Origin of the sequence: Methylomonas sp. MK1, from assembly GCF_000365425.1 — a bacterium.
In the GTDB taxonomy this organism is placed as follows: Bacteria; Pseudomonadota; Gammaproteobacteria; order Methylococcales; family Methylomonadaceae; genus Methylomonas.
In genome coordinates this window covers 623995-640233 of the sequence record NZ_AQOV01000002.1, presented here as the reverse complement: position 1 = coordinate 640233, position 16239 = coordinate 623995, and the positions used below count along the sequence as shown (strand labels likewise).

The window sequence follows — 16239 nt, the reverse complement described above, 5'->3', positions numbered from 1 at the left end:
AGCGTGGGAGCCAGTCAAAAATTGCGCCGATACGCCACCATCTCCATTCCTAACGTCGATTGAAGTTCGGCGATTGTAGCCTCGATGCAGCGTTAGCGGAATCGAGGGAGGCGGCTTACCGACCACCAAACACATGTCGGCAATTGACGGATATTGGCTTTCGAAACCTCGATTGCATCGAGGCTACTCGCTACTTGCTGACCAAGCATTGACTTAAAATGTTCCGTATGAGACTCTAATGCCACCTATCTTAGGCGCTAACAATATTGTATTTTTCACTTTATTTAAAAAACATCAATTGGGATGATCTTATGAAATTTATTGGAGTTATGTTTTTACGTTACATTGCTGTTGTTAGCATCTTGTTTGCAGGTATGGACAACGCGGCGGCATCTATTGCCGATACTTCTGATTATCTGACCAGCCAAAGCTATATTATCGATGCCACACAAAGTACCGTAACTTACAATCCCGGCACAATAAGCGTTGATTCAAATGGCTCGGGAGGCTTCTCTCCCTCGGTAACTTATAATGTATCGGGAAAATTCACTTTAAATTTCAATCATTTTTCTTGGAGTAACCCTAGCGATTGGGCGCAGATTAGCAACTCGGTGATCATTGCGAACGGCCTCCCATCAGAATTCAATTTGCCTAGCTTTTTTAGCGAGCTTACAAATTCTGTCCAGTTTGCGGGAAGCGATTCTCCCTGCTCAGGCCCTAAAACAGCCGACACATACTGCAGCGGCTATCAAAGCGGGCCAAGTTCGACTTTATCTGGACAAATACAAGACGGAAAAATAACCTTAAGCGGCTATCGGCCAAATGGCACTTACTACTGGGGAGGCGGATACACCTATAATATCGTCGCTTCGGCAGTGCCAGTGCCCTCAGCCATCTGGTTATTTGCTTCTACGTTAGGTTTTTTCGGAATGTGGAAAAGAGCTAAAAGATAAAGCTAGCCTTTTAGGGTGGGCACGGTTTTTGTGCACACGCGAGATTATCGTTACTGCTCAGTATCGGTGGGCAGAACAGCATTGCCCACCTTTTTGATTTCCAATTTCAATCAACTAAACCACCCCATCCGGCAAAAACCCACCCGCCTGCATGGTCCAAAGCCGATAATAAAAGCCCTGCTTATCCAACAATTCCTGATGACTGCCGTCCTCGACAATCCGGCCTTGATCGAACACTAGCACCCGATCCAAATGGGCGATGGTGGAGAGACGGTGGGCGATGGCGATGACGGTTTTGCGGCCCATGACCCGGTCCAGGTTTTCCTGAATGGTTTTTTCGGTGACTGAGTCCAGGCTGGAAGTAGCTTCGTCCAGAATTAGAATCGGCGCGTCTTTCAGCATCACCCGGGCGATGGCGATGCGTTGGCGTTGGCCGCCGGACAGTTTCACACCGCGTTCGCCGACCAGCGACTCGTAGCCTTCCGGCATTGCCGCGATAAACTCCTCGGCGTGCGCCAGTTTGGCGGCAAAGCTGATTTGCGCTTCGTCGGCATCCAGTTTGCCGTAGCCGATGTTTTCTTTCAGGCTGCGGTGGAACAGGCTGGGGTCTTGCGGAATCAGGCTGATTTGCGCATGCAAGGAATCCTGGGTCGCCAGTAAAATATCTTGGTCATCCACCAGAATCTGACCGGCTTGCGGTTCGAAGTTGCGCAGAATCAAGTTCACAAAGGTGGATTTGCCGGAACCGGAGAAACCAACCAAGCCCACCCGCTGCCCAGGCTCGATCACCACACTCAGATGATCGAATACTTGTCGCCCCGGTTCGTAACTAAAGCAGACGTCTTTAAATTCAATGCGGCCTTGGTTGATTTGCAAGGGTTTGGCGTCCGGCACGTCGATGATTTCGTGGCTTTGGATGATGGTGTCCACGCCGTTGGCGACGTTGCCGACGTACTCGAAAAACTCCAGAAAACGCCGACTCAAGTTGCGGGCATCGCCGATCACCAAAATCGCCAGGCCGGTGCTCATGGCAAAGGCGCCGACGCTGATTTCCCCGGCTTGCCACAGTTGCAAGGCATAGCCGATGGTGCCGATTTTCAGGATGGCAGCGGCGGTAAATTGAAACCAGCGTACCCGCTCCATATACCAAAAGGTGCGGCGGGCGCTTTTTAGTTCGGTGTCCAGAAAGCTATCCAGATATGTGCGTTCATGCTGCAAGCGGGCGAATAGCTTGGCGTTTAGAATATTAGTGACAGCATCGACGATCTTGCCGTTGACCATACTGCGGGTGGCCGCAAAATCCTGCGCGTAGGGTTGGCAGCGGGTCGCCAGCCAATAGGAGATCAAAACATACATCAACACCCAGGCAGCGACGAATAAACCCAGGCCTTGATGCACCCCCAGCAATAGCGTCACCGACACCGTGAATGTCACGGCTATCGGCCAGAAATCGCAGATGATGGACCAGGTGGTGTGATTGACGCTCATCGCGGTTTCGCTGATGCGATGCGCCAGCGCGCCGGCAAAATGATTGCCAAAATAGCGCGGCGCGTGGTTTTGCAGATAGGCAAACAAGGACCGCGCCGTGCCCTGCCGCAAGCGCGGGCCCATGATGATCAGCACCGCGCCGCTGCTGCGGCTGAAAATAATCTCGGCCAGATTCAAGCCGGCAAGTAGCAGCAAGGGTTGCTTGAAAGTCTCCAGCCAATCGCTAACCGGCATGGGCTGACTGGCGACCGCGTCCATCAAGGCTTTAATCGCATACGGCACCAGAATGCTGCCGGCAGCCTGACCGGTTTCCAGTATCAGCATCAACAACAACAGCCAACGGAATGGCTTTAGACAGAATAGGATGAAACGCCAGGGGTTGGCAGGTAACGGCGGTGCGTCCGCTGCGCGACGGAGACCCTCCTTGGTGGATGATTTGGACATGATGGCATTAGTTAAGAAAGCTGCCGGCCATTATAGCCAATTGCCCGGCGGCAGCGCCGTTGATGAACAGGCCAGACCCAGCCGGCAGTTAAATCAGTACCGAATCCGATACCACCACATACCTATCATTTCGTGCGCCAGCAAAAAACTGTTGGCCCAAGAGCTTGGTGATGGCAACCAATCCAATAAACGGGTTTCGCCCGCGTGGCCGATAAACGCCGTCGGTGCCGGCAACACCTCGAAACCAGCTTTGCGAAACTCCAAAGCAGCACGCGGCATATGGTAGGCCTGGGTAACCAGCACGATTTTATTGATACCAAACTCCTTTAATAGCTCGCGGCTGAAGCGGGCATTTTCGGCGGTATTGCTGCTGCGAGGTTCCTGCCAGGCCACGGGAGTTTTAAACTCATTATCCAGGGTTTGTGCCATCAACTCCGCTTCGGGAATATCGTCCGATTCCAGCGTGCCGCCCCCGGAAGCCAGAATCGGCAGACCCAACTCCCCGGCCAACTTGGCGGCATAGCGCACGCGCAGCAAGGTTCTGACATGTAAAGTGACTTGCTCTGGATATTCCGGCGCCGAGTATTCAATACCGCCGCCTATCACCACCAAGGCCTGCGGTTTGAATGGCTGTACGGCGTCTATAGAAAGAGGCGGAATCCGCTCCCACAGCAAGGCCCATTGCTTAACGACAATCGGCAAACTCAGTAACCACAACAGTGCCAGACAGACTATCGCCATGTTCTTTCCCCTTTTACGCTTGCCTAACAGCAAGCCGGCCAGCGCCAGCATTGCCAAAGAGGTTGGCGGCAACAACAGTAGCTTGATAACGTAAATCGCGATGATGGACATTGGATACGATCATCCTTGAGCAAGTATCAGTCGATAGGGCTATAGACCGGCCCTATTGGGAGTGAACTAGAGACGCAAGATTTTGCGTCTCTACAGACTTTCTCCCCTTACATCGCCAATTTGGAAATCCCCACCGCTTCCCGCAAGGTGTTGATAAACGGCCTAGTGATCGCGCGGGCTTTCTCGGCGCCTTCCTGCAATTGTTGCTCGATGTGCTCCGGCGCTTGCATTAAGGCTTCGTAACGCTCGCGGGCCGGGGCGATTTCGCCGTTGATTTTCTCAAACAACACCTGCTTCATCTCGCCCCAACCGATGCCTTCCGCGTAACGCTGACGAATCGCATCGACTTCGTGATGATTAGCGAAGGCCTGATAGATGCCAAACAAGGTACAACCTTCCGTATCCTTGGGTTCGCCGGGTTCCAGGGAATTGGTCTTGATCTTGTTGATCAACTTGCGCAGTTTCTTTTCCGGTTCGAACAGCGGGATGGTGTTGTTGTAGCTTTTGCTCATCTTCCGACCGTCCAAACCCAGCAAGGTGGCGGCGTTGTCGTCCAGCACCGCTTCCGGCAGCACAAAATGCTCGCCGTAGATATGATTGAAGCGGCTGGCGATGTCGCGGGCCATTTCGATGTGCTGGATTTGATCCTTACCCACCGGCACCTTGTTGGCGTTGAACATCAAAATATCCGCCGCCATCAGGATCGGATAGCTGAACAAGCCCATCGTGATGCCTTTGTCCGGATCGTTGCCTTCGGTTTCTTCGTTTTCGGCCACGGCGGCTTTATAAGCATGGGCGCGATTCATCAAACCTTTCGCGGTCACGCAGGTCAACATCCAGGTCAGTTCCAAAATTTCCGGTACGTCGGACTGGCGATAAAATACCGCGTTGGCGGTATCCAAACCCAAGGCCAGCCAGGTGGCGGCGATTTCCAGACTGGATTGCTTGACCCTCGCCGGTTCGCTGCATTTGATCAGTGCATGATAATCGGCCAAAAAATAAAACGGCCTGACCTGCTCGTCTTTGCTGGCATTGATCGCCGGACGAATCGCCCCGGCATAATTGCCTAGATGCGGCGTGCCGGTGGTGGTGATACCGGTAAGGACAATGGATTTACTCATGCTGCTGCCTGCGCTGTCTGTATTGAAAAGTGGCGGAATTTTACACAAATAGCCTGGGATAGTCAGGCAATAAAACCGCCGGACTTGCCTTTTGCCTGGATGCCAACTGCGTCACAGCCCTCCCAAAAAATCCGGTGATTCGGGCGATATGAGCCACTATTTCCTAACCAGAGCGGCGGTTTTTTATAGTAAACTCCCTGCGACTGATTTTTTACCCAACTACTGCCAATCCGAATCGGGGGAAGCCAATGCTGAATCATGATGAAAAACGCGATTACATCCGTATGGATGTGGACTGTGACATTACCTATAAGCTGGCCGATTCCAGCGAGGTCAGCACCGGCAGATGCACGACACTAAGCGGCGCCGGCGTATCGTTTATTGCCGAACGGCCATTCGAGATCGGTCTGGCCATGGAAGTCAGCATCATGCCAAAAACCCAAATCACCCCGCCGATGACGGCCTTCATCGAAGTGGTGCGTAGCGTCAAACAAGGCGACGGCAGCTTTGAAATAGCCGCCTCGATCAAAAGCATCAAAGGTAATTAAGGACAGCACCCGTTTCTCACAAGGACGTAGCACGCTATGTATATCATCACCAAAGAAGTTTATTTTTGCTACGGCCACCGCCTAATGAACCATCCGGGCAAGTGCCGCAACTTGCACGGCCACAGTGTCAAAGCCAGCATCTCCATCAAACAACACAGCCTCAACGACCAAGGCATGGTCTGCGATTTTTCCGACGTGAAAGACTGTGTGGATGGCTTTATCAATAAGGTACTGGATCACAACTTTTTGCTGCATAAAGACGACCCTATCATCCCGGCCCTGGTCGCCAACAACGAGCAGTTTTTGGCTATCGACGAACATCCCACCGCCGAAGTGTTGAGCAAGATGATATACAACCACGTCAAACAACAAGGCTTTAATGTCGATCAAGTGGTGTTGTGGGAAACCGCCAGCGCCAATGCCTGCTATCGGGAAGAGTGACGATGAGCTTGGTGCAACCGGTCAACACGGCGCTTTGTCTGGAAAAGATCTGCGAATCCAACTATCAAAAGCTGTTCAGGCTGATTCCGAATCTGCGTTCTTTTGATAAAACCGCCGTCGGCCTGACGCAGAACAAACCGGCGTTATATCTGGAAGTGCTGGAACGTAATCCCTACACCTTGACGATCGAACTCAGCCATTGCTTCGATCAACAGCTATCGGAACAAATCGTGCCGGCAGTAAAAATTCGGATTTATCTGGATGCGCAATTGGCGGAAGTGCTGCGCGACATCGACCGGCCGGCGGTTGACAAGGTCTATCAAAACCCCGGCAGCTTGGTGGAAATCCGCAATTACAAATGGCGCTTAAACTATTTCCTGCAAAAATGGCTGGACCATTGCCTAAAGACTGAATACCGTTTCAGCCACGGCAAATTCAGCCAAGTTGCTGCTGTAAAGCCGCTCTGACGCAACGCAATACCCCATAGCTATAAACGCCGCCGAGTTGCTCGTAAACCGGCTTCAAGGCGTTGCGCTGCTCTTCCGGCAAACTTAACAACACCGCCTCGATTTCACTGACTTCCGCCGGCGACAAACACAACACATCACCCAGAGCCACCAACCCCAACTCCAGACTTTTGGCCATGTGATTGTAAATGGTATCCTCACTCAGGCTGCGTTGCTTGGCGACTTGCTCGACGCTATAACCCAATCGAAATAAATCCAGACTTTCCGCCACTGTGTCAGTGGCCGCCGCCGGCGGCTCGTCGTCAAACTCGGCTAACACGGCCAAAAACTCATCGCCGTATAATTCCAGCTTGCGCTGGCCGATGCCGGACAACATGCTCAATTGCTGATGATTACGCGGCCGGGCATCGACCATCGCCATCAAAGTCGCATCGTGAAAAATCACATACGGCGGCACATCCTGCTCGTCGGCCAAAGCTTTGCGTTTGGCACGCAAAGCGTTCCACAAGGCACTGTCCGCCGCCCCACCCGGCTGGCGCTTTTCAGTTTTTTCGCGCCGGGTTTTGGCGATTTGCGCATCCTTGCGCAGCATCAAGGTTTGCTCACCGCGCAACACCGGCCGGCAAGCATCGGTCAGTTTCAGGCTGCCGTGGCCTTCAAAGTCGATTTCCACCAAAGACTTGGCCACCAATTGCCGAAACACCGAGCGCCATTGTTTCTCGTCCAGGGCTTTACCAATACCAAACGTCGACTGCTTATCATGGCCGAATTGGCGCATACGGTCATCGGCTTTGCCCAGCAACACGTCGATCAAATACGTCACGCCAAAACGCTGGCCGGTACGATAGATGCAGGACAAAGCTTGCTGCGCGGCGACGCTGCCGTCCCAGGTTTCCACCGGCTCCAGACAGGTATCGCAATTGCCGCAGCCTTGTTCCAAAACGTCGCCGAAGTAAGCCAGCAAGGCCTGCCGCCGGCAACTGACCATTTCGCACAAGGCCAGCATCGCATCCAGTTTGTGCAACTCCACCCGCTTATGCGCCTCATCCGCATTGGAGGTGCTGAGCATTTGTCGCAGCGTCAACACGTCTTGTAAGCCGTAAGCCATCCAGGCATTGGCCGGCAGACCATCACGGCCGGCCCGGCCGGTTTCCTGGTAATAAGCTTCCACGCTTTTCGGCAAATCCAGATGCGCCACGAAGCGCACGTTGGGTTTATCGATACCCATGCCAAAAGCGATGGTGGCGACGATGATCAAGCCATCTTCCATCAAAAACTGGTGCTGATTTTTCTGCCGTTCGCGATGCTCCATACCGGCGTGATACGGCAGGGCTTTCAGGCCTTTGTCATTCAACCATTCGGCGGTTTCTTCGACTTTTTTCCGCGACAGGCAATAGACGATGCCGGTATCGCCCGGATGTTCGGTGCGGATAAATGTCAGCAGTTGCTGCCTGGCATTGTCTTTCTGAATAATCCGATAGCGGATATTCGGCCGGTCGAAACCGCTGACAAACACCTGGGCCTGTTCCAGCGCTAAACGGGTAATGATTTCCTGGCGGGTACGCTCGTCCGCTGTGGCGGTTAAGGCAATGCGCGGCACTTGCGGAAACTGCTCATGCAACACCGACAACAACAAATAATCGGCGCGAAAATCATGCCCCCATTGCGATACGCAATGCGCCTCGTCGATCGCAAACAGCGCAATCTTGCAACGGGCAAACAGGGCCTGGGTTCTGGCATTGGATAACCGCTCCGGCGCGATGTACAGCAAATCCAACTCGCCGTTCTGCAATTTTTGTTCGATCTCGCGCACCTGCTCCAACGCCAACGTCGAATTTAAATAGGCCGCTCGCACGCCAACCTGATGCAAGGCGCTGACCTGATCCTGCATCAGCGCAATCAGCGGCGAAATGACGATGCCGACGCCGTCCATCACCAAGGCCGGTATCTGATAACACAAGGACTTGCCGCCGCCGGTCGGCATCAATACCAACACATCCCGGCCGCCGATCAATTGCTCGATAATCTGTTGCTGCTGGCCGCGAAAACTGTCGTAGCCGAACACGCTATGCAGGGTTTGCAGGGCGGAGTTATTGGTCATAAATCATTACTTGCTAAATCTAAACCGGCAAAAAGTCGTTGAGGTATTAGACCATAGATCAGACCATCATCCGCAAACGCCCGAAACAAGCTAAATCCGCCACGGCCTTCTACGCCTTGAAATAGTAACGCACATCCCCAATCTCCTTGATTCACTTTACAGCACGCCGATTTCAATAAATCAAAATCCACCCTATATAATGCCGCGCTTACCCAAGCCGCGGAAGGCGCCTAATTTTCTATGCTCATTACTTACTGCCGTTTACCCGACCGTCTTAAATATCTGATCGATAACGATCAACAATACCTGTTAAAACAAGGCCTGAAAGGCATCGAGAAAGAAAGCCTGCGCATCACCGAGCATGGCGAGATCGCGCAAACACCTCACCCCACGGCGCTCGGTTCGGCGTTGACCCACCCGTACATCACCACCGATTATTCGGAAGCGCTGCTGGAATTTATCACCCCACCGTTTGCCGACATCCGCCAAACCCTGGATTACATGCACCAGCTCCACCAGTTTGTCTATCCGCATCTAGGCGAGGAAATGCTGCTGGCCACCAGCATGCCCTGCGGTATCGACGGCGACTTGAGCATCCCCATCGCCGAGTACGGCACGTCCAACATCGGCAAGATGAAGCACGTTTACCGTAAAGGTTTGTGGCACCGTTACGGCCGCACCATGCAAGCCATTGCCGGCATCCATTTCAATTATTCGGTGCCGGAGGCGCTGTGGCCGGCGCTGTACAAGCAAAGCGGCTGCACGACCGGCCTGGAAGACTTTATCTCAAACGCTTATTTCGGTTTGATCCGTAACTTCCACCGCCAAGGCTGGCTGATTCTGTATCTGTTTGGCGCCTCGCCGGCCATTTGCAAAACCTTTTTCAAAAGCCGCCCGCAATTGATGGAGCAATTCAAGGAATTCGACGAACACACCGTGTTCCACCCCTATGCGACCTCGCTGCGGATGAGCGACATCGGTTATAAGAGCAAGAACCAGGCGGGCTTGAAGATCGATTACAACTCGCTGGACGGCTACGTGGACAGCCTGAGCGCAGCCATCAACACCCCGTATTCGGACTATGAAGCCATCGGCGTGAAAGTGGACGGTGAGTATCAGCAGCTGAACGCCAACATCCTGCAAATCGAAAACGAGTTTTACAGCACCATGCGCCCCAAGCAGATCGCCAAATCCGGCGAGAAGCCGACGCTGGCGCTGAAACGGCGCGGCGTGCTGTATGTGGAAATGCGCTCGCTGGACTTGAATCTGCTGAATCCGATCGGCATCGACGAAAGCACCGCCCGCTTTGTCGAGGCGTTTTTGTTGTACTGCCTATTGCAGGACAGCCCCCCGCAAGGCCCGGACGAATTCCAGATTAACAACAGCAACCAATTGCTGGTCGCGAATGAGGGCCGCCGCCCCGGTCTACAGCTAAACCGCAACGGCGACACCGTCACCTTACAGCAATGGGCACACAGCATCCTCTATGCCATGCAACCTATCTGCGCGGTACTGGATAGAGGCAGTTTGGAGCGACCTTACCAATTGGCTTTGCAACATCAGTTGGCAGTAGTGGACAACCCGGCGCTGACGCCGTCGGCACGGATTTTGGCCTGCATGCGCGAGAACGGCCAGGAGTTTGGCTGCTTCGCCAGTAACACCTCGGCGCTACATAAGCATTATTTCAACGCCGAACCCCTGGACGATGAGACACAACGGCAATTCGAGGACATGGCTGCCGCGTCGTTGCAAAAACAAGCCGACATCGAAGCCAACGACAAGTTGGACTTTGACGAGTATTTATCCCGTTACTTTGCCCAGAGCTAAATCCATGACTGAATTCGACTTAAGCACCGCCCAATCCGAGCTGCAAGGTAAAAATCCGCGCACCATCTTAAAAGCCGCACTGGCTAATTTTGAAAACATTGCCATCTCTTTCAGCGGTGCGGAAGACGTCGTGCTGATCGACATGGCCTTGCAAATCCGCAAAGACATCCAGGTGTTTTCGTTGGATACCGGCCGTCTGCATCCGGAAACCTACCGTTTTATGGAACAAGTGCGCAAGCATTACGGGATTAGCATCGAGATTTTGAGCCCTGATCGCGAACAGTTGGACGCCTTTGTCAAAGAAAAAGGCCTATTCAGCTTCTACGAAGACGGTCACCAACAATGCTGCGGCATCCGCAAGGTAGAGCCGTTGAAGCGCAAACTGGCAACCTTGGACGCCTGGATCACCGGCCAACGCAAAGACCAAAGCCTGGACACCCGCGGCGACATCCCGGAAGTGCAACTGGATGCCGGCTTCTCCGGTCCCGGCAAACAGCTGATCAAATTCAACCCGCTGCTGAACTGGTCATCCGCCCAGGTGTGGGATTACATCGAAGCCTATCAGGTGCCGTTCAACGAACTACACAAACACGGCTACATCAGCATCGGCTGCGAGCCTTGCACCCGGCCGGTGTTGCCGAATCAGCATGAGCGCGCGGGGCGTTGGTGGTGGGAGGATGCGGCGAAGAAGGAATGTGGGTTGCATGGGGGGAATGTTAAGAAGTAGGTCATGGAAATGCCACTCTCCCCTCAGGAACGGATGGACGCTGCGTTTTAAAACTACCTCGCGTTGACTGCTATTTTGCATGAAGATCTACTGGCCTTAGGTAATAGCGAGTCTGGCTCTCAGCATTGGCGCCGCAACTACATTCGCGTCAGTGCATCGCTCATTGAGGGCTACGCACACTGTCTTCGCGAAATGTGCTCAATTAGTTTCGAATGCATTGCACCTGACATCAGTCAAAAAGAAGAGAAAGTCATTCGCTCTGAGCGTAGCTTCGATGCAAACGATCGAATAAGACTCACTCTTCGCGCAGCATACAAACTCTTTGAATTGCAGTCCACGTCAAACTTTGGCGGACCTGAATGGCCTCGCGCTCAACGCATACTTGAAAAGCGACATCTTCTTATGCATCCGAAGAGCCCCTCTGACCTCAATATTCCAGACGATATATGGGAAGAACTCCGTGAGGACGTTACTTGGTTAATCGAACGGTTTTTTAACTCTATGTCTGCATTAGAAGAAAAACACGGTGGCTGAACCACCATTTAAAACTATCTTGAACCCGATAGTTTTGCGAGAGAATAGTTTCGTAGAGTGGGCACGGTTTTTGTGCCCACGCGGACTAACTCTTCTTGTCCATTCAAGGCTTTGACATCGTACTTTTCGTCTTTTAGCATATCCAGTTTTACCCAGCCCCCCAAGCTCAAGTGGTCCTAAAAACTCTCGTTCCCGGCCAAATCTGGTATGCGCAACAAGCCATTCAATTCGGTCCGTTAAATCTAAGCACCAGAGCCACTTTCGTCAAACTGCGGGATGGCTCGATTTGGGTGCATTCGCCGATTGAGCCGTCACCCCAGCTAGTGGCTGAAATTGCCGAAATCGGCCCGGTGCGTTATGTGCTTGCACCGAACAAGAGCCACCACCTGTTTTTTACACCATTCACGAAGGCGTTCCCGAATGCCGAGGGCTTTATCGCTCTAGGGCTAGCAGAAAAGCGGCCGGACCTTAGCGCTTACCCGGTGCTGTCACCATTGGAAAAGCCGGCATGGACGACCGAGTTAATCCCTGTATTTGTGGAAGGACTACCCATCATCAACGAGACGGTTTGGTTTCACAGCGCAACGGGTACTTTGATTCTTGCCGATCTGCTGTTTTGCTTCGGCACTGAACACGCCGGATTGGCGCGCGTGGTGGCGAGGCTGCTCGGCGTCTACGATCAACTGGCAATGTCGCGAACCATGAAACTGCTGGTTAAAGATAAAACGGCATTGGCGCGCTCGGTCGATGCGCTGCTGGCGCTGGATGTTGAGCGGATTGTGCTGGCTCACGACCAAATCATCGAACACGACGCCAAGCGCAAATTAAGCGCGGCGTTCAACTGGCTGAGAAAATAAGGCGTTTTTTATCGTTCGCACGCTCCTCGTAGCAATCCGACCCGGCGTTCTGTTTCATGCAACCGTAAAACTGACTAGCCAGCATTCCTGTTAGAATCGCCGCACCACCCCATCAAGGAGCACCGCCCATGAGCGACTTTTACAGCCCGCAGCACCGGCAATTGCAAGAGCAACACGACACCGTCAATCTGGCGGATCGCTTGGAACAAATCATCGTGGAACAGCAGGTAAGCGAGCAGCATCAGCCGTTTATCGAGAGCCGAGATTTTTTCTTTCTGACCACAATCGATCAGCGCGGTTATCCGACCTGTTCTTACAAGGGCGGTAATCCCGGACTGGTGAAGGTGGTTAGTCCGCAGGAACTGGCGTTTCCCAGTTACGACGGCAACGGCATGTTTTTGTCGATGGGCAATATCAACGGCAATCCGAAAATCGGCATGTTGTTCATCGATTTCGAAACACCGCATCGGATTCGAGTGCATGGCGACGCCCGCATTGAAACCAACGATCCGCTGCTGGCTGACTATCCGGGCGCGGAACTGATCGTACGGGTGGCGATCAGCGAGATATTTATCAACTGTCCGCGCTATATTCACCGCATGAGCCGCGTGGCCAGCTCTAAATACGTGCCGCAAGCAAACCAAGAAACACCGTTGCCACAGTGGAAGCGGATTGATGCCGTGCAGGATGTGTTGCCGGCTTGCGATAGTCACGTGGCAGAAAGTATGGGCGGCGTTATTACGCCGGAAGAGTATGGGGCGATGGTGATGAGCGGCGAGGCTTAAGCTCTAAACCTCCCCTTTTGAAAAGTACCCGCCGGGCATAAAGGGGATCGAGGGGGATTTATTCTAAACAAATCTCCCCTAGCCCCTCTTTTGCAGAGAGGGGATCGACAAACACAATCCGAAACACTCACTTGAAATTGGAGACCAACATGAGCGAAAGAATCATTATGCGCACCGGCGAAGCCCTGGTAGCGGGCGGACCGGCCGGTACGGCGGCAGAACCGGAAATCATCATCGGCGAACTGGACGGGCCGGTCGGCACCGCGATTGCCACCCTAACCGGCGATCAAGTGCAGGGCCACACTCGGGTATTCGCGATTTTAAATACCGATATTCAGGTGCGCCCGGTCACGCTGATGGTCAGCAAGGTGACTGTCAAGAACAGCCGTTACACCAATATTTTAATGGGCACCGTGCAAGCGGCGATTGCCAACGGCGTATTGGATGCCGTGCGCGCGGGTGATATTCCCAAGGAAAAAGCCAACGATCTGGGCATTATTTGTTCGGTCTGGCTGAATCCTAGCGTGATCAAGGACGACAATCTGGATCATCAAATTTTGTTCAACATCCACCGCGAGGCCATGGCCAAAGCCATTCATAAAGCCATGACCAACACCCCGGATATCGACTGGTTGCTGGAAAACCAGGAAAAAATCACCCACAAATATTTTCAGATGGGGTTGGACGGCAAAATTTAAGTGCCTGGTCACTTGGGTTGCAAGCCTTTTGCAGCCCAACACCAGGCCATCTTTCTCGCTCCTGCTGTCGTCTTAACCGCCATTCCCGCTTAACACCGCTCCTACCATCCAGCAGCGTCTCGCCAAGCAAATTAATAGCGCATCACTATTTGTTTGACAAAATCCGCAAATCCGCTTAAAAAGACCATATAGTTTCGATTCGAAATTATTTATGCATTTACTTTTGTGGGGGATACGATCATGAAAAAAAGCATTTCGATACTGCTGATGGGTCTGCTAAGCACAGTTGCCATTACCGCGTTAGCCGCCGATCAGGCCGTGCCGTTTCCGGAGGGCTATCGCAACTGGCTGCACGCTAAAAGCATGTTGATTCAGCCCGGCCATGCCCTGGAGAATCCGTTTCAAGGCCTGCATCATGTCTATGCTAATAAACAAGCTGAGTCCGGCTTGAAGACCGGTAAGTACGCGGACGGCTCGGTGCTGGTATTCGATTTATTGCAGTATCAGGAGAAGGATAAAACCATCCAGGAAGGCGAGCGCAAACTGGTGGGCGTGATGCTGAAAGACGCGAAAAAGTTTGCCGCAACCGGCGGCTGGGGCTTTGAAGGCTTTGCCGGCAATAGCAAAACCGAGCGGCTGGTGAAAGACAGCGGCACCTCCTGCTTCGCCTGCCATGCAACCGAGCAAAAAACCGATTACGTGTTCTCGCAATATCGGCCTTAGGCTCTGCGGCTGATCCTCAGGAGAGACGCAAACTACGCGTCTCTCCATTTGCCTTAAGCTTGATCGACCAAGCGGATACCGGCTTCTTCGATCGCGATCCGCCGTTGTTTGTACAAGCCGCCTATCGCTTGCTTGAAGACTTTTTTGCTGACGCCAAAGGTATCGTAAATAATTTCCGGCGCACTTTTGTCGGTTAGCGCCACATAGCCGCCGCGCTTTGTGAGTATCGCCAGAATCTTTTCGGACGTGGCATCGACTTTCTGGCCGTATTTTTCCTGACTCAAAATCAAATCCAGCTTGTTGTCGGGGCGGACTTTTTTAATATAGCCAGTCAACGTTTGGCCTTTTTGCAAGGGCTGAAAAGTCTCGCTTTTATACAGCACACCCCAGTATTGATTATCCACTACTGCCTTAAAGCCCAAATCGGTTTCATCGGCGATGATGAGTTGCACCGCTTGGCCGTCTTTGTAATAAAACGCTTGGTCTTGAATGAAATCATCCAGCATCATCGTCGCGGCGATGCGGTTGTTTTCGTCTAAAAACAGACGCACCAGATAAGAACGGCCTTCGACGACTTTCCCCTTTTGTTCGCTAAACGGCAGCAACAAATCCTTAGGCAATCCCCATCCCAAAAACGCACCGGCATGGCTGAGTGATATGCATTTTAGCCAAGCCACCTGATCGACTTGGGCAAGCGGCGTTTGCAGGGTAGCGATGGTTTGATTCTTACCGTCAATGTAGACAAAGGCGTTTACGGTATCGCCGACCTTTAGATTATCCGGTGCATCTTGGTCTACCAACCCAATCTCGCCAAGCTCTCCACCATCCAGACCATACTGATTATCACGCTGGCTGACGACGGTTAAAGTGTTGAATTTGCCTAGTTCGATCATGAAGGTTCCGGAGTTTGGTTGGGCGTGAGCGTCGGCACTTGCTGGCCGCACGCGGAGAAATGAAGGGCTATTATACAAACGAATCGGTAAAACGGCAGACCGCTTCTCCTTATACGGCCGGGCCTTGTACAACTTGCCAAAGGTCACGATACACACGCAAAACGAAGTCAAAACTCCGTTATTCTGCCGCCCGTCTATAATGGACGGTTTTTTCGATTTGATAAATCCTGCTTTTATCGAATATACGTGCCGATTATGAATCTACTCCTGAAGTACCTGTCCTCTTGCTGGTTTCTGAACAATCCCTCGGATTTAGTCCCGCCTACCTCGTTTATGTGGAAAAACGTGGCGTTCTATCTGATTTCCGGCATCATCGTTGAAGGCTTAATCGCCGACCCGGCTGATGGCACGTTGGAAGTTTTGGGCCGCACCACCATGGCTTTCGGCTCGGTGGCGATCTTATTGCTGATGGAAAAAAAATGGGGCTGCTTCAACCAGTTGTATACCTCGATATTCGTCTGCGAAAATTTCATCATGACCTTGGCGGTGAGCGGGGAAGCCCTGGACTATTGGCTGGTGCTAAATCATCACCCCTACCGCGAAGAAATCGGCATCGGCATCGCGCTATTTTTGGTGATTTGGTATATCTCCATCGTCAGCTATATCTTTCGCGCTTTCTTCAGCTACCCAACCAGCGTCAGTGTGGTTTATGCCTTTAGTTATTTCGTGCTGACTTACGGCATACCGATGCTGTTGATGGACATCTAAAAACTAAGGATT

Annotated in this window: 17 protein-coding genes; 12 read left to right on the top strand and 5 right to left on the bottom strand. The window is 52.6% G+C overall.

The annotated features are described in order from the left end of the window. The first annotated feature begins 311 nt into the window (after positions 1 to 311). On the top strand, positions 312 to 953 hold the full coding sequence (locus tag G006_RS28460) for a hypothetical protein (protein WP_152428978.1): 642 nt from the start codon (positions 312 to 314) through the stop codon (positions 951 to 953). Between the two features lie 114 nt (positions 954 to 1067). On the opposite strand, the gene G006_RS0119800 is transcribed toward G006_RS28460, so the two are convergent. The 3 genes from G006_RS0119800 to G006_RS0119790 all read right to left on the bottom strand — a co-directional run bounded on the left by G006_RS0119800 (position 1068) and on the right by G006_RS0119790 (position 4858). Beyond that, positions 1068 to 2885 carry an ABC transporter ATP-binding protein gene (locus tag G006_RS0119800; protein WP_020484963.1) on the bottom strand — a complete coding sequence of 606 codons (1818 nt, stop codon included), beginning with the start codon at positions 2883 to 2885 and terminating at the stop codon, positions 1068 to 1070. Between the two features lie 93 nt (positions 2886 to 2978). Further along, the gene (locus G006_RS0119795; protein WP_020484962.1) at positions 2979 to 3737 is read right to left on the bottom strand and encodes a YdcF family protein; all 759 of its coding nucleotides are present in this window, start codon (positions 3735 to 3737) and stop codon (positions 2979 to 2981) included. Positions 3738 to 3844: 107 nt separating this feature from the next. Next, positions 3845 to 4858 (bottom strand): tryptophan--tRNA ligase, encoded by a 1014-nt coding sequence (locus tag G006_RS0119790; protein WP_020484961.1) that lies wholly within the window; start codon positions 4856 to 4858, stop codon positions 3845 to 3847. A 248-nt stretch (positions 4859 to 5106) separates the two neighbouring features. Here G006_RS0119790 and G006_RS0119785 point away from each other — a divergent pair, with 248 nt between their 5' ends. From G006_RS0119785 to G006_RS0119775, 3 genes are read left to right on the top strand one after another with little or no spacing between them, the layout of a single operon-like run. Continuing rightward, entirely contained in the window at positions 5107 to 5406 is a 300-nt protein-coding gene (locus G006_RS0119785) for a PilZ domain-containing protein (protein WP_020484960.1), read from the top strand. A 36-nt stretch (positions 5407 to 5442) separates the two neighbouring features. Then, positions 5443 to 5847: a 6-pyruvoyl trahydropterin synthase family protein gene (locus tag G006_RS0119780; protein WP_020484959.1), complete on the top strand. Its 405-nt coding sequence runs from the start codon at positions 5443 to 5445 to the stop codon at positions 5845 to 5847. Positions 5848 to 5849: 2 nt separating this feature from the next. Beyond that, the gene (locus tag G006_RS0119775) at positions 5850 to 6314 is read left to right on the top strand and encodes a DUF1249 domain-containing protein (RefSeq protein ID WP_020484958.1); all 465 of its coding nucleotides are present in this window, start codon (positions 5850 to 5852) and stop codon (positions 6312 to 6314) included. Here G006_RS0119775 and recQ read toward each other — a convergent pair. Continuing rightward, a complete protein-coding gene (gene recQ / locus G006_RS0119770) occupies positions 6283 to 8415 on the bottom strand; it encodes a DNA helicase RecQ (RefSeq protein ID WP_020484957.1) in 2133 nt (710 codons plus the stop codon). The two genes, G006_RS0119775 and recQ, sit on opposite strands and share 32 nt — an antisense overlap. 240 nt (positions 8416 to 8655) lie before the next feature. Here recQ and gshA point away from each other — a divergent pair, with 240 nt between their 5' ends. The 7 genes from gshA to G006_RS0119735 all read left to right on the top strand — a co-directional run bounded on the left by gshA (position 8656) and on the right by G006_RS0119735 (position 14566). Then, a complete protein-coding gene (gene gshA, locus G006_RS0119765; RefSeq protein WP_020484956.1) occupies positions 8656 to 10242 on the top strand; it encodes a glutamate--cysteine ligase in 1587 nt (528 codons plus the stop codon). Between the two features lie 4 nt (positions 10243 to 10246). Further along, complete coding sequence (locus tag G006_RS0119760) at positions 10247 to 10969, top strand: phosphoadenylyl-sulfate reductase (protein ID WP_020484955.1); 723 nt, start codon at positions 10247 to 10249, stop codon at positions 10967 to 10969. 63 nt (positions 10970 to 11032) lie between these two features. Further along, positions 11033 to 11503, top strand: a complete 471-nt coding sequence (locus G006_RS0119755; protein ID WP_160167685.1) for a hypothetical protein — start codon at positions 11033 to 11035, stop codon at positions 11501 to 11503. Between the two features lie 170 nt (positions 11504 to 11673). Further along, positions 11674 to 12360: a DUF4336 domain-containing protein gene (locus tag G006_RS0119750; RefSeq protein WP_020484953.1), complete on the top strand. Its 687-nt coding sequence runs from the start codon at positions 11674 to 11676 to the stop codon at positions 12358 to 12360. Positions 12361 to 12488: 128 nt separating this feature from the next. After that, a complete protein-coding gene (locus G006_RS0119745) occupies positions 12489 to 13145 on the top strand; it encodes a pyridoxamine 5'-phosphate oxidase family protein (protein WP_020484952.1) in 657 nt (218 codons plus the stop codon). Between the two features lie 149 nt (positions 13146 to 13294). Next, a complete protein-coding gene (fae, locus tag G006_RS0119740; protein WP_020484951.1) occupies positions 13295 to 13843 on the top strand; it encodes a formaldehyde-activating enzyme in 549 nt (182 codons plus the stop codon). 240 nt (positions 13844 to 14083) lie between these two features. Next, entirely contained in the window at positions 14084 to 14566 is a 483-nt protein-coding gene (locus G006_RS0119735) for a cytochrome P460 family protein (RefSeq protein WP_020484950.1), read from the top strand. A 53-nt stretch (positions 14567 to 14619) separates the two neighbouring features. Here the strand turns inward: G006_RS0119735 and G006_RS0119730 are convergent, their stop codons facing one another. After that, positions 14620 to 15459, bottom strand: coding sequence for a CvfB family protein (locus G006_RS0119730; protein ID WP_020484949.1), 840 nt, complete (start codon positions 15457 to 15459; stop codon positions 14620 to 14622). Positions 15460 to 15714: 255 nt separating this feature from the next. On the opposite strand from G006_RS0119730, the gene G006_RS0119725 reads away from it, so the two are divergent. Further along, positions 15715 to 16227 (top strand): hypothetical protein, encoded by a 513-nt coding sequence (locus G006_RS0119725; protein WP_152428976.1) that lies wholly within the window; start codon positions 15715 to 15717, stop codon positions 16225 to 16227. Positions 16228 to 16239 lie beyond the last annotated feature (12 nt).

Bases quoted from the DNA above. Each gene is read 5' to 3' on its own strand.
- G006_RS28460 (WP_152428978.1), top strand. From the start codon at position 312: ATGAAATTTATTGGAGTTATGTTTTTACGTTACATTGCTGTTGTTAGC.
- G006_RS0119800 (WP_020484963.1), bottom strand. From the start codon at position 2,885: ATGTCCAAATCATCCACCAAGGAGGGTCTCCGTCGCGCAGCGGACGCA.
- G006_RS0119795 (WP_020484962.1), bottom strand. From the start codon at position 3,737: ATGTCCATCATCGCGATTTACGTTATCAAGCTACTGTTGTTGCCGCCA.
- G006_RS0119790 (WP_020484961.1), bottom strand. From the start codon at position 4,858: ATGAGTAAATCCATTGTCCTTACCGGTATCACCACCACCGGCACGCCG.
- G006_RS0119785 (WP_020484960.1), top strand. From the start codon at position 5,107: ATGCTGAATCATGATGAAAAACGCGATTACATCCGTATGGATGTGGAC.
- G006_RS0119780 (WP_020484959.1), top strand. From the start codon at position 5,443: ATGTATATCATCACCAAAGAAGTTTATTTTTGCTACGGCCACCGCCTA.
- G006_RS0119775 (WP_020484958.1), top strand. From the start codon at position 5,850: ATGAGCTTGGTGCAACCGGTCAACACGGCGCTTTGTCTGGAAAAGATC.
- recQ (WP_020484957.1), bottom strand. From the start codon at position 8,415: ATGACCAATAACTCCGCCCTGCAAACCCTGCATAGCGTGTTCGGCTAC.
- gshA (WP_020484956.1), top strand. From the start codon at position 8,656: ATGCTCATTACTTACTGCCGTTTACCCGACCGTCTTAAATATCTGATC.
- G006_RS0119760 (WP_020484955.1), top strand. From the start codon at position 10,247: ATGACTGAATTCGACTTAAGCACCGCCCAATCCGAGCTGCAAGGTAAA.
- G006_RS0119745 (WP_020484952.1), top strand. From the start codon at position 12,489: ATGAGCGACTTTTACAGCCCGCAGCACCGGCAATTGCAAGAGCAACAC.
- fae (WP_020484951.1), top strand. From the start codon at position 13,295: ATGAGCGAAAGAATCATTATGCGCACCGGCGAAGCCCTGGTAGCGGGC.
- G006_RS0119735 (WP_020484950.1), top strand. From the start codon at position 14,084: ATGAAAAAAAGCATTTCGATACTGCTGATGGGTCTGCTAAGCACAGTT.
- G006_RS0119730 (WP_020484949.1), bottom strand. From the start codon at position 15,459: ATGATCGAACTAGGCAAATTCAACACTTTAACCGTCGTCAGCCAGCGT.
- G006_RS0119725 (WP_152428976.1), top strand. From the start codon at position 15,715: ATGAATCTACTCCTGAAGTACCTGTCCTCTTGCTGGTTTCTGAACAAT.